Source organism: Gardnerella sp. DNF01189 (assembly GCF_049244195.1).
In the GTDB taxonomy this organism is placed as follows: domain Bacteria; phylum Actinomycetota; class Actinomycetes; order Actinomycetales; family Bifidobacteriaceae; genus Bifidobacterium; species Bifidobacterium swidsinskii.
On the sequence record NZ_CP058385.1, the window covers coordinates 369,034 to 394,289 of the forward strand.

At 37.6% G+C, this 25,256-nt stretch carries 18 protein-coding genes, 5 tRNA genes, 1 CRISPR repeat array and 1 riboswitch; all 23 genes read left to right on the forward strand.

Translation table 11 applies throughout. The annotated features are described in order from the left end of the window. Positions 1–240 precede the first annotated feature (240 nt). Positions 241–453 (forward strand): helix-turn-helix domain-containing protein, encoded by a 213-nt coding sequence (locus HXT41_RS01515; RefSeq protein WP_421788766.1) that lies wholly within the window; start codon positions 241–243, stop codon positions 451–453. Next, positions 453–2,060 carry an N-6 DNA methylase gene (locus tag HXT41_RS01520; RefSeq protein WP_421788767.1) on the forward strand — a complete coding sequence of 536 codons (1,608 nt, stop codon included), beginning with the start codon at positions 453–455 and terminating at the stop codon, positions 2,058–2,060. The genes HXT41_RS01515 and HXT41_RS01520 overlap by 1 nt, the downstream gene beginning before the upstream one ends. Continuing rightward, positions 2,047–2,688: a restriction endonuclease subunit S gene (locus tag HXT41_RS01525; protein ID WP_421788768.1), complete on the forward strand. Its 642-nt coding sequence runs from the start codon at positions 2,047–2,049 to the stop codon at positions 2,686–2,688. The genes HXT41_RS01520 and HXT41_RS01525 overlap by 14 nt, the downstream gene beginning before the upstream one ends. Positions 2,689–2,708: 20 nt before the next feature. After that, positions 2,709–3,185, forward strand: a complete 477-nt coding sequence (locus HXT41_RS01530; RefSeq protein WP_421788769.1) for a restriction endonuclease subunit S — start codon at positions 2,709–2,711, stop codon at positions 3,183–3,185. A 3-nt stretch (positions 3,186–3,188) separates the two neighbouring features. Continuing rightward, positions 3,189–6,530: a type I restriction endonuclease subunit R gene (locus tag HXT41_RS01535; RefSeq protein WP_421788770.1), complete on the forward strand. Its 3,342-nt coding sequence runs from the start codon at positions 3,189–3,191 to the stop codon at positions 6,528–6,530. Between the two features lie 94 nt (positions 6,531–6,624). Then, a complete protein-coding gene (locus tag HXT41_RS01540) occupies positions 6,625–7,521 on the forward strand; it encodes a hypothetical protein (RefSeq protein ID WP_033888756.1) in 897 nt (298 codons plus the stop codon). Between the two features lie 161 nt (positions 7,522–7,682). Beyond that, complete coding sequence (locus HXT41_RS01545; RefSeq protein ID WP_421788771.1) at positions 7,683–8,027, forward strand: 3'-5' exonuclease; 345 nt, start codon at positions 7,683–7,685, stop codon at positions 8,025–8,027. Positions 8,028–8,092: 65 nt separating this feature from the next. Beyond that, a complete protein-coding gene (locus HXT41_RS01550; protein ID WP_116994713.1) occupies positions 8,093–8,866 on the forward strand; it encodes a helix-turn-helix domain-containing protein in 774 nt (257 codons plus the stop codon). Between the two features lie 88 nt (positions 8,867–8,954). Continuing rightward, a complete protein-coding gene (locus HXT41_RS01555; RefSeq protein ID WP_421788772.1) occupies positions 8,955–9,701 on the forward strand; it encodes a hypothetical protein in 747 nt (248 codons plus the stop codon). Between the two features lie 528 nt (positions 9,702–10,229). After that, complete coding sequence (locus HXT41_RS01560; protein ID WP_116994712.1) at positions 10,230–12,485, forward strand: KAP family P-loop NTPase fold protein; 2,256 nt, start codon at positions 10,230–10,232, stop codon at positions 12,483–12,485. Between the two features lie 338 nt (positions 12,486–12,823). Further along, positions 12,824–13,155: a CRISPR direct-repeat array (repeat unit 28 nt; unit sequence GTCTTTCCCGCATACGCGGGGGTGATCC). A 592-nt stretch (positions 13,156–13,747) separates the two neighbouring features. Then, positions 13,748–14,062: a hypothetical protein gene (locus HXT41_RS01565; protein WP_116994711.1), complete on the forward strand. Its 315-nt coding sequence runs from the start codon at positions 13,748–13,750 to the stop codon at positions 14,060–14,062. Between the two features lie 600 nt (positions 14,063–14,662). Then, positions 14,663–14,735 (forward strand) — tRNA-Gly (locus tag HXT41_RS01570). A 28-nt stretch (positions 14,736–14,763) separates the two neighbouring features. Then, positions 14,764–14,834 (forward strand) — tRNA-Cys (locus tag HXT41_RS01575). A 30-nt stretch (positions 14,835–14,864) separates the two neighbouring features. Then, positions 14,865–14,936, forward strand: a tRNA-Val gene (locus HXT41_RS01580). Between the two features lie 39 nt (positions 14,937–14,975). After that, a tRNA-Val gene (locus HXT41_RS01585) sits at positions 14,976–15,048 on the forward strand. A gap of 234 nt (positions 15,049–15,282) precedes the next feature. Further along, positions 15,283–15,372, forward strand: a riboswitch (TPP riboswitch). A 168-nt stretch (positions 15,373–15,540) separates the two neighbouring features. Next, positions 15,541–16,782: a hydantoinase/carbamoylase family amidase gene (locus HXT41_RS01590; RefSeq protein WP_004108971.1), complete on the forward strand. Its 1,242-nt coding sequence runs from the start codon at positions 15,541–15,543 to the stop codon at positions 16,780–16,782. Between the two features lie 299 nt (positions 16,783–17,081). After that, on the forward strand, positions 17,082–18,566 hold the full coding sequence (gene allW / locus HXT41_RS01595) for an allantoin permease (RefSeq protein ID WP_421788773.1): 1,485 nt from the start codon (positions 17,082–17,084) through the stop codon (positions 18,564–18,566). Position 18,567: 1 nt separating this feature from the next. Next, positions 18,568–19,944, forward strand: coding sequence for an allantoinase AllB (allB, locus tag HXT41_RS01600; protein WP_415692999.1), 1,377 nt, complete (start codon positions 18,568–18,570; stop codon positions 19,942–19,944). Positions 19,945–20,017: 73 nt separating this feature from the next. After that, positions 20,018–20,215 carry a sulfur carrier protein ThiS gene (gene thiS / locus HXT41_RS01605; protein ID WP_004106666.1) on the forward strand — a complete coding sequence of 66 codons (198 nt, stop codon included), beginning with the start codon at positions 20,018–20,020 and terminating at the stop codon, positions 20,213–20,215. Continuing rightward, positions 20,216–20,839 carry a sulfur carrier protein ThiS adenylyltransferase ThiF gene (gene thiF, locus HXT41_RS01610; RefSeq protein WP_004108962.1) on the forward strand — a complete coding sequence of 208 codons (624 nt, stop codon included), beginning with the start codon at positions 20,216–20,218 and terminating at the stop codon, positions 20,837–20,839. Then, a complete protein-coding gene (locus HXT41_RS01615) occupies positions 20,829–21,596 on the forward strand; it encodes a thiazole synthase (RefSeq protein ID WP_004108959.1) in 768 nt (255 codons plus the stop codon). The genes thiF and HXT41_RS01615 overlap by 11 nt, the downstream gene beginning before the upstream one ends. 143 nt (positions 21,597–21,739) lie before the next feature. Further along, a tRNA-Gly gene (locus HXT41_RS01620) sits at positions 21,740–21,815 on the forward strand. A gap of 174 nt (positions 21,816–21,989) precedes the next feature. Further along, positions 21,990–25,241 carry a tetratricopeptide repeat protein gene (locus tag HXT41_RS01625; protein WP_101886048.1) on the forward strand — a complete coding sequence of 1,084 codons (3,252 nt, stop codon included), beginning with the start codon at positions 21,990–21,992 and terminating at the stop codon, positions 25,239–25,241. Positions 25,242–25,256: the final 15 nt, after the last annotated feature.

Genomic DNA, 25,256 nt, shown 5'->3' on the forward strand with positions numbered 1-25,256 from the left:
TGACAATTCTAATGAAGACTGATTTATTTGCGTAAATTTATAGCTCTTTGTTACTTATTTATCTTTGATAATTCAATTATCAGCAATGATCTAAATCGATACCTAAGAGATTATCAACAAGATTTATCACAACCCACGTCATATTTGTCTTTCACTTTCACAGCAACAGCTAGTTCTTTATATCGTTGATATACTCACAGAATCGTGATAATGTTTAATTATTAAAATAAGGAGGGGGTTTTGGCTGTTAGTTATAAAAAACTATTACATCGCATGATTGAAGAAGATATTTCCAATCAGGACTTAATGAGAATGAGCAATATTTCCGCCAACATTATTACGAAACTACGCACTGGGCAATATATATCACTGGAAAAAGTGGAAGGCATCTGCACGGCTTTACACTGCACGCCCAACGATATTTTGGAATTTATGGCGGAGGATGAAAAGTAATGGCTAAAAAGGAAACTGCTGAAAAGGCATTAAATATAGATAGTATACTTTTTAATTGTAGAGATTACTTACGTGCAGCACGAAATTCTGGCTCATTTTTTGAAAAAAGAGATATGATGCTCACACTTGTATTCTTGCGTTTTATCGGTGAGAAATACGAAGACGGCATCGAATCACTCCGTAAGACTTTAATTGAGCAGGGACTAGACCCTGATGATGAAAACATCAGAGCTGCATTCTTTGATGATGCTACTTTTGCAGATGGAACATACAACCTTCCTGTAGAAGCAAGATGGTCAACCATCATTAACACACCGGCTCCAAAACTCAATGTTGCACTTGACACTGCATTAAGCAGACTTGAAGAGGAAGATCCTCAGCTTAAAGGTTGCTTTATAAAGGGTACATTTACCACTCGTAATTTAGCTGCTAATGACATCAAGAAAATTGTTGATGAAGTTAATAAAATCAGTCACAAGGCTTTTGGTGAAGAAAAAGATTTAATTGGCTATGTGTATGAATACTTCCTTAAAGAGTTCGCAGTTAATGCAACAAAAGAAGAAGGAGAATTCTATACTCCTCACGATGTAGTTAAGCTTATTGCAGCTATGATTGAACCGTTTGAAGGCACACTTTATGACCCTGCCTGCGGTTCTGGAGGTATGTTTATTCAAAGTACCGAACTTGTGAAATCAAAGCAGGGTAATCTTAATAGCATCAATATTTATGGTCAGGAAAAGGAAGCTGCAACTTATCGTCTTGCAAAGATGAATTTGGCACTTCGTGGTATTAGCCATAACCTTGGTGGCACAAATGATTCTTCATTTACCCATGATTTACACAAGGGATTGTATTTCAACTACATCATGGCAAATCCACCTTTCAATCTTAAAGGTTGGTATGATGAAAATCTAAAGAATGACCCTCGCTGGGCAGATTATGGCACACCGCCTGAAAGCAATGCCAACTATGCGTGGATTTTACATATACTCTCACACTTAAAACCTTCTAACGGTGTTGCTGGATTCTTGCTTGCTAACGGTGCATTAAACGACAGCGATACATTGGAAATTCGCAAAAGACTTATCCAAAATGATAAGGTGGAAGCTATTATTGTTCTTCCGCGAGAACTGTTTATTACAACGGACATCAGTGTAACACTTTGGATTTTGAATCAGAATAAAAAGGGCGGAAAATACCACGATAGAAATCTTCGTAATCGTGAGAATGAAATTTTGTTCATGGATTTACGCACTTGGACGGAAAATGCTGTCAAAGGTGAAAACAAGAAAAAAGTACGCCTTAGTGCTGAGCAGATTCAGCATGCTGCCGATATCTACCACACTTGGCAAAGTGAAGGCACAGACGGCAATAATTATGCCATTCCGGAACTTTATCGCAGTGTTGGGATGACAGAAATTGAAAGCAAGGGATGGGCTCTCACACCAAGCAAATATATCGAGTTTATCGACCATGATTTAGATATAGACTATGACAAGGAAATGGCACGCATTCAAGCCGAGATGAAAGATCTCCTGCATGAGGAAAAAGAGTCGCAAAAGATGCTTGAGGACGCCTTCAGGGGGATCGGTTATGGGATTGAGTAAATACAAACTTGGTGAATTGATTGAGCAATGTGATGAAAGAAACGATGAGCTGAAATACACGTTGGAAGATGTTAAAGGAATATCAATTCAAAAGATATTTATTGAAACTAAAGCTGATATGAAGGATGTATCGCTAACCCCATATAAATTGGTGCGGCCTGATAATTTTGCTTATGTTACAGTTACTTCGAGAAACGGTGAAAAAATTACATTAGCACATAACACAACTGTTAACACCTATATCGTTTCATCTTCATATATCGTTTTTAAAGTAAATAGAACTGATTTGCTTTTATCTGATTTTTTATTTATATATTTCAACCGTCCGGAATTTGACCGCTATTCACGCTTTAACTCTTGGGGTTCAGCAAGAGAAACTTTTAGCTGGGAAGATATGTGCGATATGGATATTGACCTTCCGTCACTTGCCATCCAGCAAAAGTATGTAGATGTCTACAATGCCATGGTCGCCAACCAAAAAGCCTACGAGCGTGGATTAGAAGATTTAAAGCTTACTTGCGATGCTTATATTGAGGATTTATCGACCTGTGATTGGCATAAAATAGGCAATTACATTAAAAGGAATAGAAAAAGAAATCAAGAAAAAAATTTACCAAAGCTGGTGTAAAAGGCTTTAACAATGATGGTTTGTTTATTGAACCAATGAGGTTGTTTTCTGGCGATATATCTACATTCAAAATAATAACAAAAAATGATTTCGTATATAATTCGAGAATTAATAGCACAATAAAAAAGTTAAGTATCGTAATAAACGAAGCTGAAGATGTAATTGTTAGCCCTGCTTATGAGTCATTTTATATAGAGAAGGGCAAAGAGCTACTATATCCATTCTATTTATATTTGCTTTTACAAAGAGAAAGTTTTGCAAGAAAAGTGCTTTTTAATTCCTTTGGAAGCTCAACTATTGTTTTCGGATTTGATGACCTAAGTGAAATAGAAATACCAATACCAAGTTTTTCAGAACAGGTTGCTATAGCAAATCTTTATAAGGTTTATAAAGAACGATGGTCAATTAATGAAAAACTAAAAGCCCAGATCAAATCTATCTGCCCTATTTTAATTAAAGGCTCTATCGAAGAAGGAAAAAACACAAAGGAGGCATAATCTATGGCAAACTTAAAGGAATATAACGGCCACTACTGTGAATCAGAGTATGAGTATGCCTTCATTGGATTCCTGGAAGCGGAAGGCTGGGATTATATCGCCGGCAATAATATCAATCGCATCAGCAAAAGAGATGTATTGATTGCTGATGATTTCAAAAAGTTTATTGCCAAGACAAATCCAGAACTTACCGAAGATGAGGTTACACAGATTTTCGACAATGTTCGTCTTGTCGGTGCTGAAAGTGATTTTGCAACCTTACATAAAGTCTATGGTTGGATGGTTGATGGTATTCAGTTTACACCGCAAGACGGTTTAGCCAAGATGATACCTCTTATCGACTTTGAAAATCCTTATAATAATATATTCCGTGTTGTGAACCAGTTTACTGTGGAATATACAAATAACGGACAGAAGGAAAATCGCAGACCTGATGTGCTGTTGTTTGTTAACGGTATGCCATTATGCGTTGTCGAACTTAAAAATCCGGCTGATGTCAATGCAACAGTGTATGACGCGTGGGAACAGATTAATATTCGTTATTGGAGAGATATTCCCCATTTATTGCATTACTGTCCTCTTGCCTGTATTTCCGACGGTGTGAAGACACGTCTGGGAACAGTTCGCACTCCTTATGAGCATTTTTATGCCTGGCGACGTGTGAATGATGATGATAAAGTTTCTACGCTTCCTTTCGCTGAAACTGAAACAATGATTAAAGGTGTATATTCACCTGCCAGATTTTTAGAGATTTTCAGAGATTATATTTATTTCCAAGATAGTATTTATGACAGTGCCGAAGTTGAAATTGTATGTAGATATCCGCAGTTTTTTGCTGCAAAATTATTAAAGCAAAGCATTGTTAATTCTATCGCTACCGGAAATGGTAAAGGTGGTACATATTTTGGAGCAACTGGCTGTGGTAAAACATATACAATGGCTTTTCTTGCCAGGCAGCTTGCACTTCGTTGTTCTAATATTCCTCAAGTAGGCTCACCGACAATTATTCTTATCGTTGACAGAGAAGAATTACAAAAGCAGGGTGCAAAGTTATTTACCAAAAGTAAAGAATTCTTAAATCTTGGTGAAGTATCTGTTGTTAAAAACAGAGCACAGTTAAGACAGGAGCTGGGTGCAAGACAAAGCGGTGGTTTCTATATCTGCACAATTCAGAAATTCTGCGACCGTGAAGATGATAAAATCGGGCTTATCAATGACCGTCAGAACATTATATGTTTTTCTGATGAAGCTCACAGAACTCAGCTTGAACATTCTAAAAAGATTCAATTCAGTAAAGATGCTGATGAAAATATGAAAGCTATGGTATCAAAGCCATATGCAAAAGTATTAAAGGAAGCATTTCCGCATGCTACGTTTGTAGGTTTCACAGGAACTCCTATTGCCGAAACATATCAGACCTTTGGTCAGGAAATTGATAGATACACTATGGATCAGGCGGTCGCAGATGGACTAACTGTTTCTATTAAGTATCATCCTCGTATTGCCAAAGTATTGCTTGATAAGAACAAGGCAAAAGAAATTGAAAATTACTATAAAAAGTGTGCCGATGATGGTGCAACGTATGATGATATTGAAGCCAGTAAACATGCAATGAGTTCTATGGAAGTTATCCTTGCTGAGCCTTCTCGCTTGGAAAGGCTTTCTACAGATATTCATGACCATTATATTTCATCTTGTGATAGTGACCCAGATAGAATTCAGAAAGCAATGATTGTCTGCTCTAACAGAAAAATTGCATATTCACTTCTTTTGAAATTCAAAGATAAATACCCAGAATGGTTTGAAGAAAAGAAAACTCCTGACAGAGTTACTGCAACAGATGAAGAACTTAAAGAATTAAAACCTATGCCATTTATGGCTATGGTATCGAGTGTTGGAAGTAATGATGAAGCTGAGATGTATAACTATCTTGGTGGCGTTAAAAATGATAAACGTTGCGAAGAACTGGATGCAGCCTTTAAACAAGAAAAGTCTAATTTCCATATAGTTATCGTAGTTGATATGTGGATTACAGGGTTTGATGTTCCGTCACTTACCTATTTATACAATGATAAGCCTTTGAAGAAGCACTTGCTGATTCAAACTATCAGTCGTGTAAACAGAAAATATCCCGGCAAAGAATATGGTATGGTTATCGACTATATTGGCATTCGCGATAATATGCGTGAGGCCATGAAGGTTTACGGTGGTGATACATCAGTTGCTCCCACATCGGATGACGTTGAGCAGGCTACCTCTGCATTCAGGGAGGAGATTGAAATACTTAAAGCACTGTTTACAGATTATGACTTAGCTCCATTCCTTAATACGAAATGTGACCCTGTTGAAAGATATAAATTACTTTCCAAAGCCGCTGAGTATGTCTTTACATCAGCACAGGTCTTGCAGACAGAAGGAAACGGAAAAACTAATCAGGTCTCGTTTAAGACATATTTCTTAAAGTCTGTTAAGAGAATGAGAAGTGCTTTTGATATTTGCCAACCTTCTGGGAATCTGGGCGAAGAAGAATCTGCGCTTGCACAGTGCTTTATGGCTATAGCAGGTTTCGTTCGTAAAATGAGCGGAACCAGCGATGTTGATGCTGAAACTATGAATCTTGTGGTATCAAAGATGGTTGAAGAGGCATTAAAATACAATAAGGTAGAAAGTGTTCTTGAAAGTGGCGAGGAAGAAGATATCTTCTCTCCTGAATACTTTGAAAAATTATCAGATGTAGAAATGCCTGCTACAAAGTTAGAATTACTTATCAAAATGCTCCGTAAGCAAATAAAGGAATATGGCAGGGTTAACCAATTGGCAGCGAAATCTTTCCAAGAAATGATTGAAAAGACTATTGATGAGTACCATGAAAGACGTAAGCACCTTACTGCTGAAGAAGCCGGGGCAACACAGGAAGCTGCCTCAGAAGATATTATTAAGGCTGCAACTGAACAAGCTTTAGTGATACTTCGTCAGATGAACGAAAATCGTGAGAGTTTCCGTAAAATAGGATTAACCTTTGAAGAAAAGGCATTCTATGATATTTTGATTGCTCTTCGTGACCAGTATAAGTTTGAATATGGCATTGACAAAGAAGTTAACGGTGTTGTGATAAACGATAAATGCAAGACACTTGCTAAAAAAGTTAAGGAAATAATAGATACCGAGTCTTCATTTGTGGACTGGCTCAACAATCAGAATGTGCGTAATCAGTTAAAATTAAAGATAAAGATTTGTTTGGTTAAGAACGGCTATCCGCCACAGTATAGTCCTGAAGTGTTCACAAAGGTTATGGAACAGGTGGAAAATTTTGAGGAGCATTCTGAAACAACTTCAGAAAGTTAGGTTATTCCTTTTCCTTGTTCTGCTCCTACACAAAGATCTATGATGTTTGATGAGGATAGTGCCCTATATAGCAGAAAGAAGGATGGTGAATAACATGGGAAGTATTGTTTTAGAATTACAGAATGAAATTGTGTCATCAAATTGCGATGTTGTTAATATATTACGCAAAGCACATTTGATTGCATCAAAATTAAAGCTTGCTGATTTTGATCAATGGATTCAACACGAATTAAATGGTTATCCTGACAAAGAATCTTGTCCTGAGTATAGAAAGGTTTGTGGAAGTTTAAAAGCTTTCAATCCTTATCGCGGTTGGATTCCAACCTTAATACAGGATAATGAATTCGAAAAAATGATTTGTGAAAGAAAGTTAGTAAATTCAATTTCTGAAATCATTTCTTTATGTCAGTCCTCAGAAAATGTATTAATTTTAGATTTTTCAGGCGAACAACTTGCATTGTTTGATAAAATGTTTGATTCGCCACTTCCAATGAGGTATGCATTACATGTACCTACAACTGCAGTTAAAGACATTGAAGAAAAAGTCAAAAATACTATTTTAGAATGGACATTGAAATTAGAATCGAAAGGTATTGTAGGGGAAAATATGGTTTTCTCTGAGACTGAAAAAGAATCCGCAGTGAACATGCCGCAAACCGTGAATAATTATTACGGAAATACAAGTGTTATCAATTCACCATCCGATAATGTACAGATAGTGTCTGGAAGTGAGAACACAGTTACATTTTCATATGATAAAGTTAAGGATGTAGTTGATGCCGTTGAAAAAAGTATTAGTGAATCTGATTTATCAAAAGAGGATATAGAAACAGCAACAGAATTATTAGCTGACATCAAATTAAAAATTGAAGAAGAGAAGAAACCGCATATTTTAAAATCAGCATTGGTTGGACTAAAAGACTTTTTAATCAATACAGGTGCCGGCGTTACTGCAGGGGTAATACAAGCTAAAATGCAAGGTTTGTTCTAAAAAATCTCACATACCGTTTTGATACTTGAGTATAAGAAAACGACCACACAGAGTACCTCTACTCTTGTATGGCCGTTATTTCTTATATTCCCGCTTAAAGGCTTTCAGTCGGTTTTCTCTTAATCCCTTACTGAACGCCCCTTAAGGGTGTTTATATTGTTATGCGTAAAGATTTGCAGGATTATATTAATGAATATAATCCTAAACTTTTACGTCACAGCAAAGCGTGTGGTAAAAATTTAGAAAATTTAGATTTTAAAACCATTGGAAAAGTAAAAGGATTATCGTTTGACCATGTTGCAATATTAGTCACCAAGCAAATATTGAATTTTATTAAAAATAAAGATAAAGTCTTGACACAGAAATCTGCTTGCGAGTTTTATGTAGCTGTTACTCGTGCTAGACATTCAGTTGCTTTAATTGTAAATTCACTTCCTACAATTGATCCTTCATTAAATATTAAGGAATGGAAACCTATATTGAAGCAAGGTGTGTTTGATCTTTAAACTGATAATTGAAAAGAAGTATCAAAACTGTTTCCTTAACGCAACAATTTTGATACACTTGCGTTATGTCTATTTTTGTGAATGATACTCTTCTTACGCGTGAGGAAGCTGCAGCCAAGCTAGCAGTTAGCACTCAGAGAGTTAGCGCATTATGCTCTAATCATTTACTAACAGCATACACATTCGGAAGTAGGAAGATCTTAATTTCACTAGATTCCGTAAATCGTTACAAACAACAAAACTCTAAAAGCGGTAGGGCGTATGCTCCGTCATTAGCTTTTGCAGCATTGTTTATGCTTAGCGGTTGTGAAGTTTCGTGGATCAATAGGCAGCAGAAGTATCGTATAGAAGCATATTTGCGCTCGATTAGTCCGCAAGATTTGGTTAACCGATCTAAAAATCGCGCGAAAACAATGGAATATTGGTGCAGAAAATCACGTTTAGCAGAACTTTCAAAGCACTTAATACTTTCTGCTGCAACTGGAAATATGCATACACAATTCCAACTTACGCAAGTTGACAAAATAGAAGGATATATAAGCAGTAACAATCTAGGGGATTTAATAAATAAATTTCATCTTAAAAAGAGCGAAGACGGCGCGGACAGTTCAATAATTAACGTTAGACTCCGCGTTATTGAAGATTCTGAAGTTTTCTATTTTATTCGCCAAAATTCGTCTTCACGCATTACTGAAGGCACGCAAGAATCATCGGTAAAATCCTTTATGCCGATCGCAGTGTGCGCTGCAGATCTTGCCGAATCGTTTGACGTTCGCGAGCGCCAAGCAGGATTAAACAAGCTCTCAGAACTGCTTACAACATACAATAATGCAAAATAAAATTTAGTCACACAACAAATCAATAAAAAAGAATCATACCTTTTGCTAAAATTTAGAAACAATATTGGGGAGTTTTTGGGGGAGTTTTATGATTGATATAAGTGTACCTACACCTACAGTTGAAATTTCTAGTAGCACACATCCGTGGAGCACGATATATGCACTATCTAAATCGTGTGATAGTTCACTATGGATTTTAACTGGCGGACTTATGATTCAGTTACACGCAATAATGAATGGAATTACAGCACGCCCTACTTCTGATGCTGATTTATTGATTGATGTAATTTCTAATAAGGATAACGTTCGTAAAGTTTATAACGCTCTAAAAAATCTAGGATTTGCACTACAAACTGGCCTAACTGGATACGCAACCAGATTAAGGAATAACAAAAATGATGTTGTTGATGTGCTAATAGCTGATCATACTCCCAAAAATCTATTAGTCTTTTTGAATATCTTTAATACTCCACTTTTATCCATGCCAGGCGGAGCTCAAGCAATAGAACGAAGCATGCTAGTAACGCTTATTGATAGACATGAAAATAATGAAGCAATGCTAAGAATCCCAGATTTACTTGGAGCGCTCATATTGAAAAGTGCTGCATATAAGGCAGATAATATGGGAGACAGGGAAAAGCATTTGTATGATGCAGCGCTAATAGCATCTTTAATAGACAATCCAGATTCTGAAGCTAGCAGATTGCACAGTAAGAATGATTATAAAAGATTAAGATTTTTAAAATCAAAACTTACTAAAGATTCAATATACTGGGACACTCTAGATGCCAAGCATAAATTAAACGGTCTAGATGTGATTAATACGCTTGTATAACTTTGCATATGATATTTATATACAAATATAAACAGCTGCAATTTATTGTCTGTAATTTTTAGTGATATAAACCAATGCAGCAATCAATAATTTCGCTTGAGAATATTACGCACCTGTGTATCAAAACTATTTCCTTAACGCAACAATTTTGATACATCTTCACACTAACTTTGTAAATTAGATTTGGTATACAAACAAAGTCAAAGTTGTAAATACAGCAATATTTTGTAGCATGAGTTATAGGAGTCTTCCTGCGTTGAAAGTCGGCTTCATGCCGTCGGTGATTTACTCACCTTAGGCGTTGTGTGGGCTCCTTTATTTTTTTGATTTTCAACCATCAATACTCTGTATGCCAGTTTGTATTCTATGTAATAGTATTTTCAAATTTTTGTGTTTATAACCTTATAACTCAATTTTTTAGAATACCTAATATTATTGTAAGGATTAGCTAAAGAATAATTTGCATAAATGATTAGAATATAAATTATTATACGAAATACTGCAATTGCAAAAGTAGGGAGAAAGCATATGAGCTACGTTGCGGATAAACCTATTGAAAAAGCTGATGAAGATTTATTGGGAAGATCTGATTTTGCTAAACAATTTGGAAAATCGATTTGTGAATATGATAGCAAAGATGGTCTTGTAATCGGTTTGTATGGAAAGTGGGGTAGCGGCAAGACATCTATTATTAACATGGCAATATCCGAGATTCCAGTAAATAAATCAGAGAAGAAAAAATGGTATTCAAAAGTATACAAAAGAATCAAAAAAATTTTTACTTCACAAAAAGCTGAAGAAGAAGATCAATGTCATTATCCAATAATTATAAGATTTTCGCCATGGAATTATTCAGATAAAAACAATTTGATTAGTTTATTTTTCCATGAATTGAAGAATAAATTAGGCGTAACTAAAGGAGAAGAGAATAAAGGAAAAATCGGAAAGGCTATAAGTCAATATTCCGATATTATTGACGTTTCATTACTTATTCCAGTAGTTGGGCCTGCAATCGCTCCTATATTGAAAACTATTTCCAAATCAAAAGGAGCTAAATTGATGCAAGCTCCTAGTTTAGATGAAGCTAAAGAAAAACTGTGTAAGGCGCTAGAAGATTTTAACCACAAAATAATTGTTTTTATCGATGATATAGACAGATTAACTACTCCTCAGATTAAAGACATTTTCCAATTGGTTAAGCAAGTAGGCGATTTTCCTAACATAATTTATGTTCTTACAATGGATAGGGAAATTGTTTGCAATGCTTTGTCTGAATATCACAATATTGACGGAGATGAATATTTAAAGAAAATTGTTCAAGTTTCTTTTGAAGTTCCTGAAATTGATAAAACAACAGTGCATGAAATATTAAGAGATCGCCTTAATGATATTGTTCATAAAAGCAAGAATGAAGAAGAATTTGAAAATAACAAATATTTTGAAACAGTACTTGAAAAGTGCGTAAATCCATATGTAAATAATATAAGGGATGTAAATAGATTACTTAATGCTTTCCGCTTCAAGTATGGCGCTTTATGTGAAGAAACATCATTTGTTGATTTATTAGCTATTACTGCAATAGAAATTTTTGAGCCTAAGCTATATGAATGGATTATTGATAATTCAATCTATGTATGTGGACCACAATCATATAACGATTTAAATAAATATGAAAAAAGAACTTATGAATACTATAAAAATGAATTCAAACAGTTAGGACTAAATTCAGAGTCATCTATACGAATGCTCATATCGATGTTCCCCCAATTTGCTAGGTCTATTAATTACATTGGCGAATATTCTCATTCAGACGATTTGCAACTTTTAAGAGATAATCGCATCGCATCTGTTGAAAAATTTAGTTTATATTTTATGTTCGATATAGATAGAATTAAGGTTTCAAGAGAGAAAATTTATGATTGCTTGTATAAATATGATAAAGATCTTTTAATTAGTACTGTTAAAAATATTAATTCGCAAGGCAACCTTGACTATTTGTTAAGAAGCATGGAGTCATTGTTTGATAAAGAGCATTATGAGCGTTTTAAGTTCGTTGTATTTACGCTTATAAATTTGTATGGAGAATTTGTAAATAAAGCAACAGAAATAAATGAGATAAATAATATTTCTGATTCAGTATCTGAATTTGTACTCTATTTTATTCAAACATTAGACTCTGAATATAAACGTTATGAAATAATTTATTCTATTCTTAAAAATTCCAATAAATCTAATCTTGGACTTATTGCAGCTATTCTTAATCAAGAAGAAATGGCATTTGGGAGATTTAATAATAAACCCGAGCGTAAGGATTTGCAATTAGTTAACTTAAAGCATTTAGAATCTCTTGAAAAAATTTATATAGACAAAATTGAGCTCATTTCAAAATCTGAAAATATGTTAAATATAGGAGTATTTAACATAGTATTTTATTTGTGGGAAGATCTTGATAAAGAAGGAGCTGAAAATTATGTTAAAAAACTATTTAACGATAAAGTGAGTAAACTTAAATTTATATGCACTAAAGCATATTTCTTCAGTGGTTCGAATGATTATGGATGGGATTTTAATTTAAAAAGTTACTCAAATTATATTTCTAGAGAAAATCTTTACAATGAAATTAATGATTCCGTTAAAAATCATTTAGATGAATTTACTAAAGAAGAACAAATAAAATTAGCGTCGTTTGTATTGAATTATGAAAATAATAGTGATGACTTTAACCATGCGTCTGAGCGAGAAGCATTGCGACTCATAGAAAAGTGGAAACTGAAAGCAACTTAGCAAAGTAATAAATCATATTGGGCACTAGAGCACTGCAGTTGGTGCCCAATATTTTTTTTGTCGCTATAATCTAACCGCAAAGTATTTAAAACCGCTCGCACCCGCGTATCAAAACTGTTTCCTTAACGCAACAATTTTGATACACTTGCGTTATATCTATTTTTGTGAATGATACTCTTCTTACGCATTAAACATCTACATCTGCTTTACTTTTGTAAGAGTTATACCACTTTGAACAATTTTAAATTTATACTACAAACGGATTAACTGAAGGCGTACAAGATCTAGATTCAAGGAATCACAATAACAATGTTGTTGATGTATAATCGCTTTTGATAGTCTTTCCCGCATACGCGGGGGTGATCCCTTATACAACAAATATTAAACGAAGCTCGTTCTGTCTTTCCCGCATACGCGGGGGTGATCCCAAACCTTAACGATGCACTAGAACGCGAAATTGGTCTTTCCCGCATACGCGGGGGTGATCCTATTATCGCGTAAGTGAAAAAATTGAGCAGCATGTCTTTCCCGCATACGCGGGGGTGATCCTACTTTTGGCTGGCTTGTCAACAGGAACATGGGGTCTTTCCCGCATACGCGGGGTGATCCCAAGCTCACTAATAATGGCGAAACGCAGGGTATGTCTTTCCCGCATACGCGGGGGTGATTCTACACAGTGGTAATCCTTGAAGCGCACTAAGTAAATAAAAAGTCCCGAACAGCCGAAGTGTCCAGGACTCACTATCCACTATACTGCAGGCTCATTATGAAATTAGATGCGATATTATCAGCCATACTCTCACTCGTTATTATCGCTGGAATATGGTGTCATTTTTCGCCTTGGCTCATACTCTTTCCCGCATACGCGGGAGTGACCCCATTTTAACTATTATCATTATGATTTGGTTAGATTTCCGCCACGACAATAAGCGCAAGTAAAAAACGGGGGTTCCAACCACTCATACTGGCTAGAACCCCTAGCCTTCAATCTTTCCACAGATTATGAGTAGAGCAAGAGTATTAGGTATTATTTCGGCAATATGCGCTATTACCGCATACGCTGAGGTGATCCTATAAATATTGTGATACGATATAACCAACGTGGGGACCTCGGCAACCAGCTTTCAAGACTGGAACATTAGTCTGAGGAGCACCCCACGTTTTTCAGTTTTTGCAACGATTGAGAGAGAAAATAAAAAAAGTGTGGAGCGTTAATACAGCATTCCCAGTTGTGGAAAATAAGAAGGGGGAGTGAGAAGCTGATGAACATGCAGAAAATTTATTATGACATGGCTGAAAAACTTCGTCCCTATGCTGAGCCATACATGAATGAAGATTGCAAAGAAGCAGCTAGTAATGCTACATGCGCAAGAGAGCCTTATGAAGCGTTAGCAGATTACTTAAGTTTTGTAAGTTTTGTAAGTTTTGCATGGGAGCAGCAAGATACTCCTCGCAAACTTATTATTGAAGCATACAATCTTATCGACGATGACTATCTTGATTCATATAACGAAATGGCAGATAAACTAGGGATTCCACGTCGCCAACATTCTGCAGATTACGACGAAGATGAATAAATCTTATATTAAAAAACACTTAAAATGAAAATTGCGAGGGAACCCCTCGACTAACAATCTGACGTAAACGGCAGCTGCGAGGCCCTCGCGTTATGTTCATTATAGCTTTATTTTTTATAATATCCAATGTACCAAAGGATTCAATAAATACTATTGTTCAAAAACGTTTATCTAGGGAAGATACAAAGCTAAATTGCGTTTGCATAATAGAAAACGGGAAAATTAACTATTACAAAAGAGCTGGTGATTCCCCCAAACCTACCCCGTGAAGGGTCAAGGGTAAGGGGGAGCCCCAGCTCTCAATTCGATTCTATCATATGAGCACCTTCCTTATGTGCAAAGGTTACTCATATTGTTGTTATTGTTTGGCTAGATTTATCATAAGCAATAATCGCATGTATCAAAACTGTTTCCTTAACGCAACAATTTTGATACACCTTCGCCGAATAGAATATATGACACACCAACAGACACGCTGAAAAACACGCCAAATAGCACACCAAACGACACGCCAAATAGGCGAGGGCTTGCATTTGAGAATATTTCGGGTATAGTAGTTACTCGTGCTTCGGCGCTGACATTGGTCAGTAAAGTTGCATTGCGGACATAGCTTAGTTGGTAAAGCGCAACCTTGCCAAGGTTGAGACCGCGGGTTCGAGTCCCGTTGTCCGCTCTAGGTCCGATGAGTTATTCGACCTTACGGTGGGTTAGCCAAGCGGTTAGGCAGCGGCCTGCAAAGCCGTATAGATGAGTTCGACTCTCGTACCCACCTCGATTAAGCTTCAAGCTTAATTAACAACCTGGGCGGTTGGCGCAGTGGTAGCGCACTTCCCTGACACGGAAGGGGTCACAAGTTCGAACCTTGTATCGCCCACTCGAAAGGATTGCCTTTCACGCATAATTAAAAAATTTTGGGTGATTGGCGCAGCGGCTAGCGCACTTCCTTCACACGGAAGGGGTCATAGGTTCGATTCCTATATCACCCACAATATGTTCGCAGTGTAGAAGCACTGCGTTTTTTGTTATCTGGCTATTTTTTATTTGCTAACCTTCATATGAAAATTTTTCGCAGCCGAACACACATGCAACCACAAATGGAAGCAATATCTCATAGCAGTCAACCAATCAGTCAACCAACCAATCATTTCTTCACAGAAACACACATGATAATGTTCATTTTGAGTTCATTTAATATCGTGCTATACTCATCCGAGTACAAGTGAAAATTGCAGGGGTACTGGAAACAGTTGAGAAACACCCTTTGAACCTGTTTTGTTAAGACATGCGTAGGGAGCAATTACAGTAAGTGATTTCTTTCTATCACGATTTTCGTGATATCTTGCGTTGCCACAAAGTAGTAGCAATTACACGAGTATCAACTAAACAATTAAAAAAAAAACTAAACAACCAAAACCAAAAAATATCCGCCTGAATGTCACTTTTGGGGAAACTTGCACAAGTGAGGAGGAATACTGCAGATGATTAATAGCAGCATAAGTGCTGAAACTATAGAATCAGCCATAAGCTGGCTTGCAGGATTCACAGAAAAACCAGGAGAACAAGGAGTTACTCGACCTCTTTACACAAAATCTTGGAAACAGGCTCTTTTTGCTCTTCGTCAACGATTTGAAAAACTCGGTATGACTGTAGAATTCGACCAAGTTGGAAACCTAATTGCAACTGTTGAAGGATGCGAAAAGCCAGAAAGCATAATAGCTTGTGGATCGCATATTGACACAGTTTCAAGAGGAGGTCGTTTTGACGGTCAACTTGGAATAGTTGCAGCATATTTAGCAATTAAGAATTTACTTACTAGATATGGAAAGCCAAAGAAAAGTCTTCGCATTATCTGCTTAGCAGAAGAGGAAGGCTCACGTTTCCCATACGTATTCTGGGGTTCAAAGAATTTCTTCGGACTAGCCAAAAAAGAGGACGTAGAAAATATTTGCGACAGTGAAGGTGTTCCTTTCGAAACAGCAATGCGTGAAGCTGGGTTCAATTATCAAACAACTCAACCTAAGTTCGCAAATCTTGAAGCCTGGATTGAGCTACACATTGAGCAGGGACCAACGCTTTACAGCAATCACGAAGATTTAGGTATTATCACTAGCATTGCTGGTCAGCATCGTTGGGATATTCATCTTAAAGGCGTACAAAATCACGCTGGCACAACAATGATGTCCTACAGGCACGATGCAGTAGATTGCATGTCTCATATAATCGCCAAGAATCTTGACAAAGCCAAGCAAGCAGGCGACCCACTGGTACTTACTTTCGGTAGAATCAGCGTAGTTCCAAATCAAGTAAATATTGTTCCTGGAGAAGTTACTTTTTCAATGAACTGCCGTCATACAGATAAAGCTTTTCTTGATAAATTCTTGCAGGAACTCGACGAGGATATTCACGAAACTGCCAAGTCTTATGGCATTACAGCGCAGATCGATAAGTGGATGTCTGACGATCCTACACCACTTAGCGACGATATTATTAATCTTTTGAAAGATCAAGCTAATAAGCAAGGTTATGCGTACAGAGTCATGCATTCAGGTGCTGGTCAAGATACGCAAATTTTTGCTCCGTTTGTAAAATCCGGAATGATTTTCGTTCCTTCAAAAGATGGTATTAGTCACGCTCCAGAAGAGTACACAGATCCACAAGACGCTGTTCACGGAGTAAAGCTTTTACGAGATGCTCTGCATAGTTTGGCTTATGAGGACTAACTAAAAACCAACTAAAAAGATAACGAAAACCAAATAAATAGAAATCTAGGAAGGACGCAAAAGGCATATACGATGCAAACTTCACTGCTTAATTAATCGCAGCGAAGAAAAGTGAATATCGAATGAGAGTACAACGCTTATTCACGAATAAGAGGCTGATACGAAGGGGCGCACCACCACGGGTACGAAATCCTTTCGTATCTTTTTTTATTTTTGAGCAAAGTTGCGATTATTACTTTCAAAAAACTCAAAACACAAAAAAGAATCAAATTACAAACAAGAAAAGTAAGGAGGTGCGCATGCAAATTAGTAAACTGCTACAAGACGAGCCAGTAGCTAGTAAAAACTTGGAATGTTACCGCGAGCGCGGCTACACCAACGAAGATTTACTGCCAAAGCCGCAAGAAAAACGCACAATGAGCGCTCTTAATTTTTGCACTTTGTGGATGCAGTCTGTACACAATATTCCTAATTATGCTGCAGTTGGCGCGTTCCTTTTGATGGGATACTCTCCAATTTACGTAATGATTGGTATCATGCTTGGCGCAATTCTTACAGCAATTGTCATGGTTGCTAACGGTGTTGTAGGTTCCAAATACGGCATACCGTTTTCTATGCATTTGCGCGCAACATACGGAAAAGCAGGCGCTCAGCTACCAGGATTCCTTAGGGGAGTAGTTGCTGCAATCTGCTGGTATGGCATTCAAACATATATAGGTGCGAAAGCTTTAGAGATTCTAGTTGGCAAAATTTGCCCTGAGTTTCTTACGTTTGGAAGCAAAATACCATTTGTTGGTTCGCACATACCTATTATTATTTCCTTCGCAATATTTTGGTTGCTTAATTTGGCGATTGGCTTAGGTGGAGGAAAGACTCTTAATAAGCTAACTGTAGTATTAAGCCCGCTTATTTACGTTGTTTTTGGTTGCATGAGCGTATGGGCTATTAGCTGTGCTGGTGGTTTATCTGCAATCATGCAATATCATGCTACCGTTCAAGCTCCAACTAATTGCGGTCTTGGGCTTTTCATGATGATGGTTGTAAATTCTGTGCTGGGTGTTTGGGCTGCTCCTGCCGTTTCTATTGCTGATTTTACGCAAAACGCAAAGTCAACTATGGCTCAACTAAAAGGTCAAATTGCTAGCTTCTTGCTGAGTTACGCGCTTTTTGCTTTTACAAGCGTAGTTATTTTAGTGGGCGGATCGCTTTTTTACCATGAAACTATTACAGATGTTCTTGTTATCATAAACAAGTGGGATAGTATTCCTGCAATTGCAATAGCTACTGGGTTGCTTCTACTTACTACAGTTTGTACAAATGCTACTGGCAATATTGTTCCTGCAGCATACCAGCTAACTGCTTTAGCTCCGCGATTTGTAAATTATAAGCGTGGCGTAGTTATTGCAGCTCTTGTAAGCACTGTGTTAATGCCGTGGAAGTTTATGGCTAATATTACAGGCTTTTTGAATCTTATTGGCATGCTTTTAGGCCCTATTGCAGGTGTTCTACTTGCCGACTATTACGTAGTAAAGCGCACGCATATTGATCTTGATCAAATTTATTACGATACAAATAGCTCGTCAAAATCTGCTTATTCTGGAACTAACTGGATATCTTATACTTCTACGATACTTGGGCTTTTATTTGCTCTTTCCGGGCAGATAATTCCTCTACTTTCACCGCTTACTCAAATCTCATGGATTGTGGGATGCGCTGTAGGATTCGTGTGTCAAATATTACTATCAAAAGTTTTTCAGCCAACAATGGCTAAAGAAAGGAAATAATATGAACTACGATGTAGTAATCACAAACGGTTTGGTTGTATTCGATAATGAAGCCACCAAAGCCGATATAGCAATTAAAGACGGCAAGTTTGCCGCTTTTGGAAGCAACTTTACAGCCGATAAAACTATTGATGCAACTGGTTTAATAGTTGTTCCTGGAAAAGTTGATTCTCATGTTCATATTAACGCTCCAGGCGGCGGCGTTCGCGACGATTGGGAAGGTTTTGTAACAGCAACTTCTGCCGGCGCAAAAGGCGGCATTACTACAATGCTGCAAATGCCTTGCAATCAGATTCCTGCTACTACTGATGGAAAGTCATTTGAAGCAGTGCTTGAAGAAGCCGACGGAAAGCTCAAGGTTGATGTTGGTCAAACTGGTGGTTTGGAGCCACAAAATCTAAACGGTGGGATATGCGAGCAAGATAAGCAAGGTGTTGTTAATTACAAGGCATTCCTTGGAACTACAGGCGACAAGGATTTGCAAGTTGATTTGTATAATTGCGACGATTATTCCCTCTACACCGGTATGCAGCAGATTGCAAAAACCGGCAAAATTTTGATTATGCATTGCGAAAACGCTCCTATTACAGACCAGCTTGGAAAGAAAGCTCATCAAATGGGAGCTAGAAAGCTTTCTGAGTTCGTAGCAACCAGACCTGTTTTCACTGAAGTTGAAGCTATTGAGCGCGCTTGTCTTTTTGCTAAAGAAACTGGATGCAGAATTCATATTGTTCATGTTTCTTCACCAGAAGGTGCTCAAGCTGTTGCTGACGCTCGTAAGAATGGCGTTGACGTAAGCTGCGAAACTTGCAACCATTACCTGTATTTCGACACTTCTGAGCTTGACGAGATTGGAAATATTGCTAAGTGCACTCCGCCGATTCGTGACAAGGAAAACCAGAATGGCTTGTGGGAAAAGGTTTTTGACGGTTCTATTAACTTCATTGTTTCCGACCATTCGCCAGCTCCTTTGAGTTTGAAGCAAACTGATGATGCTTTCACAGCTTGGGGTGGTATTGGTAGCGTTCAAAACGATGTTGATGTGTTCTTTGATGAAGCTGTGCAAAAGCGCGGAATGTCATTAACTCAATTTGTGGCATTGAATTCTAGCAATTCTGCAAAACGCTTCGATCTGAAAGGAAAAGGAAGCATACGTTTGGGTTACGACGCAGATCTTGCATTCATTAAGCCAAACGCTCCTTATGTTCTTAAAGCTGAAGACCTTGAGTATCGAAACAAGTTCAGCCCATACGTTGGTCGCACTATTGGCTGCCAGGTGGTAAGAACTTTGCTTCGCGGCGAAGAAATTTACAGCCAAGAAAATGGCGTTTGCAAAGGCTTCAAGGGCAAGTTTATTCTTCATCCAGCTAAGGATTAGGTAGAATCTTTAAACGTAATATTCAAACGTAATATTCAAAACTTAAAGCATATTCTATAGAAAGGAGGTAAGTGTGCTGAAACTTAATCACGATACTGTGGATTATGTTGAGAACGAGAATTTACTTGAACTACTTAAGCGCGAAGGCTACGACAGTACTTTTGTTGCAATAGAAGTTGATGGTGAATTAGTAAAACGCAAAGATTTTGAAACTTTCATAGTTAAAGATAACGCAAAAATTGAAGTATTTAGCATTATGGGAGGAGGATGAATGGAAAGTGACGATATTCGCGCAAAAGTTCTTAAACGTCAGCTAAAGGAAGATAATGATTTGTTTGCTCAACAATCAGTTTCAATACTTGGCTGCGGCGGTTTAGGATCAAATATTGCGTTGATGCTTGCGCGAGCCGGCGTAAAAAAGTTGTACATTTACGATTTTGACAGTATCGAGTATTCGAATTTAAACCGTCAAAATTATACGATTAACGAAATTGGACAACACAAAGTATATGCTACTAAAGCGCGACTTAATGAAACTTTGCCGTACGTTGAAGTAGAAGCTTTTGTGCAAAAAGTTACGCCGGAATCGTTGGATGAGATTGCTGAACGCTCCGACTTGTTTATTGAAGCATTCGACAATCGCGAATCGAAAGCAATGGTTCTTGACTATTTCATGAATCATCCTAACAAATATGTTATTACTGCTTCTGGCTTATCTGGACTAGGAGATATTAGGAACGTAAAAATTAAGCATCTTTCAAACGTGTGCTTAGTGGGTGATTTTAAGTCTTCTCCCGAAGAAGGCTTGTATTTGCCTTATGTTTCGATTATCGCAAGTTTAGAAGCCTTAGAAGCGTTGAAATGGATAAAAAATGGAGGAAATTATGGAGAATGAAGATTATTTAGAATTGGGCGGTAAGAAGTTTACTTCTCGATACATTTTGGGTTCTGGAAAGTATTCTGAGGAGCTTATTGATGCCGCAGTAAATAGTGCTAAAGCTGAAATGATTACTGTAGCAATTCGCTATAGCGAGAAAGCTGCAGGAATTTTAAAGCATATTCCAGAAGGCGTTACCATTTTGCCTAATACTAGCGGATGCGTAACTGTAGAGGAAGCAGTTAACACTGCACATATTGCTCGCGAAATGGGTTGCGGAAACTTCATCAAGCTTGAGATTATTCCTGATCGCAAGTATTTGTTGCCAAACAATGAAGCTACTTTGCAAGCAACAAAGATTTTGGCTGACGAAGGCTTTACTGTTCTTCCTTACATGTATCCAGATTTGTACTTTGCTAAGGCAATGCGCGACGCTGGAGCTGCTGCAATTATGCCTCTCGGCTCTTTGATTGGCTCTAACAAGGGTCTTGAAACTAAGAAGTTTATTCAGCTTATTATCGACGAAATCGATCTTCCTGTTATTGTCGATGCCGGCATTGGCGTTCCAAGCCAGGCTGCTGAAGCAATGGAAATGGGTGCTGCAGCTGTAATGGCAAATACTGGAGTTGCTACTGCAAACGATATTGTGCTTATGGCTAAAGCATTCAAGCTTGGTATTGAGGCAGGCCGCGCAGCTTATCTTGCAGGCCCTGGTCGAGTGCTTGAAAAAGGTGCAACACCATCTTCTCCAAAGCGCGATGACGAAAGCAAGTAAGCAAACAAATAAAATAAGTCTTCAACTTAAAACACTGAAAATCTGAAATAAGTAAGCCTTACAAGTACAGCCAGTACTTGTAAGGCTTGCGACATACCTAATTTGCACTTTTTATGAAAATGATATAAGGTATTCACTTGTTTGCGGACATAGCTTAGTTGGTAAAGCGCAACCTTGCCAAGGTTGAGACCGCGGGTTCGAGTCCCGTTGTCCGCTCCATTTGAAAATAAAATATCCACAATTCTGCAACATTCACACATCGAACATGCGTTTCCTATATACTACTTATATACTGAACTATGATGTGACGAGTGCAGTCAGCGCATAAGATTAAATGCTGAATGCTTACGAACGCAACTTGCATTATGTCAACGACTTGAAAGAATGGGGATTATGGCTGAAGACGTGCAATCTACCGAGCAGACACACTCTAAAGAAGATCGTATGTCAATCATGTCAGACGCTATTGATTCCTTATGGCAACAAGGCGAAATTACTTCCATTCCTACTTTTTCTAAACACCGTATTTTTCGTGATTTTCCAGGACTTCCAGCAAATACCCAACTAGCTTGGTTTAAAATCCCTGGGAAACTATTTGGAATTGCACTAGGTTTATGCAAAGATGATGGAAAACATTTTCGTCAACTTGCAATCGCAGACAAAGATGGGAGAGTTTACACAGGAGATAAAGTAACTCCTGTAGAAGCAATTGAGCGCATACCACAATTGTCATTTATTGAGCAAGGGTCTTTTAATCTATATAACAAAACTAGATTCTATGGATCTAAGCAAATACAAGCATCACATAACTTTACAAAACAACTACAAAGCGTATTTAAAAATTTACGAAAAAAGAAAGTAAATAAGAATACTTCAAGCTCATACGCAAAACAAAACATTAACGATAAGCCTTTTGTCTATGGCGATGTTGTTATGCAAGTTTCTTTAGATGATGGCTTGCATCAAGTTGCTTCATGGATTTGCTTAAACAATGGAAAGCATAAAAAATATACTATTGAAGGCACACGCGTATCGTTGAGTGACGATTTTAGATGCAATCTTTCATATGAAGACGCTATTGCTACAGTATTTTTTGCGACTTTTTTTGTGCCAGATTTACACCAATCATTAGTTGGTTTTGGATATTTTCACGTATTACACCGCTTGCATACAGAAGCTCCTCTTGGCGCAATAAGAAGAAGCGTTTCCGATATTAAAACTGCGCGCAAAGAAGGTTTTAGAGTTTCCGGTTTGGAAGAATACTACGAACGCGTCATGCGCGACGTTGGAGCATTAGAGCAAACTCACAGTCTAGAAGCAGTCCATGCAGCGGAAAGATTACACTTACAACCTGCACAGAAAACTTCAGCACATTACTTGATTTGGGATGATTCATTAGAGCCTTCTGCAGCTTTGAAAGTGTTGCGCATTGAAGGTGCATTAAACAGACTACAAGCAATTTATCAATGCATTCAAGCAAACGCATCGCAAGGTGGTAAAAGTTTAGAAGATAATATTACTTGCGAGCGCATTTGTGCTATCGATAACTCATTTATTGAAGATCCAGCTTTTATTGCTAGCGAAGATTTAGGAATGCAAAGTTTCGGAGATCCTACGCAAGATGACTGTATTCGCCCATTAATGCATTTATGGCGCAAAGCTCGCAAGTGCCAACAGTCTGCATCGTATTTAAAACAGACTGAAGCAGGAGAGTGGTTGTATCGCCAATCTTTAGCTGAACTTATTCGTAGCTTGTATTTACCGTTCCGTTTTGATGCAGATTTTCGCTCTAATTTAGGAGATGGGAAAGTTGCATTAGCTTTTACAGCAACAGGATCATCACTAATGCCAAGAAGTATCTACGATACTCATAAAAATAAGTGGCATGAGTATAGCGATAGCGAAAAGTCCAATATTTCAGTAAATTACAATTTGAGAATTGGAATTATGCTTGCAACTCTCGCTTTTGGTATTAGCGATAAAATACAGCAAGTTTCTATTAGACTTGACTCTATAGGTTTAGAAGAAATGGTTGCTGCACAAGATAGCGCTATTAGCAATCTACTAAATCGTACGCTAAGAGCACTAAATAGAATTGATAACAATAGTACGCACGAAAAAGGTGAGCCAAAAGATGGAGACATTCATGGTGACCCTTCTAAGTTGCAAGATTTGCAACACCTACCGTTTGCTGATGTTGTAGAAGCTGCGCAATCATTAGTAGATGAGCATAGTGATGATTTAACAAGCGCGATGGAAGTCGGAAACAATGAAAACAACGCAAACAACACAAATAACACAAATCCTTTAGCAGCATTTAGCGAACCGCCAGAAGTGCGAACTTTAATGACCGTCACTTTCGAACGTGACAATTTCGTAAAACATATTCGTTCGCACGGATTACAAAATCCTATAGAATTCTACAAAAAATCTAACGCGCGTATAAGCTTAAACGAAAATTGCAAGCTTAACACTGTAGAACCATCATTCGATTTGCATGACACTTGCTTCTCGCCTAACGGCGCACAGGAAGAGCCAGAGTTTTCAGACACACTATTTAACGAAGAACAAGAAGAAATACTCGGAACAGAACATGCTAAAGGTCTTTCTATACAACGAGAAGACTTGCTACAGCAAGCAGTCGCCGATTTTCATCATATTGCTTCACAACCATTGCTAACAACAGCTGAAAAAGCTCGTGAAGCAATGAATATCATCGAACAAATTGGCGACCCAGAGCTTAACAACCAAGCAGATATAGTAACTCGTTCACTTATTGACGAAACTACAATACCGGAACTTCATTTCAAAGCATCTCAAAATATAAGAGATATGCGCATACACGCCCAAGAACAACTCATAGAGGGCGACATTAAACAAGCATTAGAATCTTATGAGAACAATATTGCAAAATTTGACACCATGTTCACAATAGATAATGCTGTGCCACGTTACTTTAATTCATATGCAGAACGAGTAGTGTACAACCGCTTATTCGCAACACCAGACGAGCAAACACTACTTATTCCAGACGGATTATTCTACGCCCACATGGAATTAGCAGATTTGCTCTCACAACTACATCAATATGATGCGGCGTTAAAACATTTAAACACAATGGTTTCATACGCTCCAACATACGCATTATCGCATTTGCGACTTGCAGCAGCATTATCGCAACAAGAAGATTGGACGTCAACAGTAGCAGCATGTCTAAACGCACTTCGAGTCGCATTAGACAAAGACGACGCAGCATTCGCATACTATAGATTAGCTTATGCAGCTTGGATGCAAGACAAGTTCACTCTGGCAGCAAGCGCTTACCGAATGGCAGACTATTTAGCTCCAGGAAGAATAGAACCGCTACAAATGGAACTAGAAGAATTATTATCACGAATGCGCTCGCAGTGTTATAAAGCTCCTACTAGTATGGATGATGTCAGACATTGCTTTATGAGTGACGATATTCCTGTCTGGCCTAATATTGAAGCAAATCATATTATTGGAAAAGCTGCAAAGCTAACTGTTGACGATGGAATGTTTGTAATTGCAAGAACTTTGTGTGTAGCACATATTCGAATGTCACTGAATGACGATTGTGAAGGTGCAGTACAATCACAGTTCTTACGTTCATTAAATGCGTAAATGGTAAGTGACATA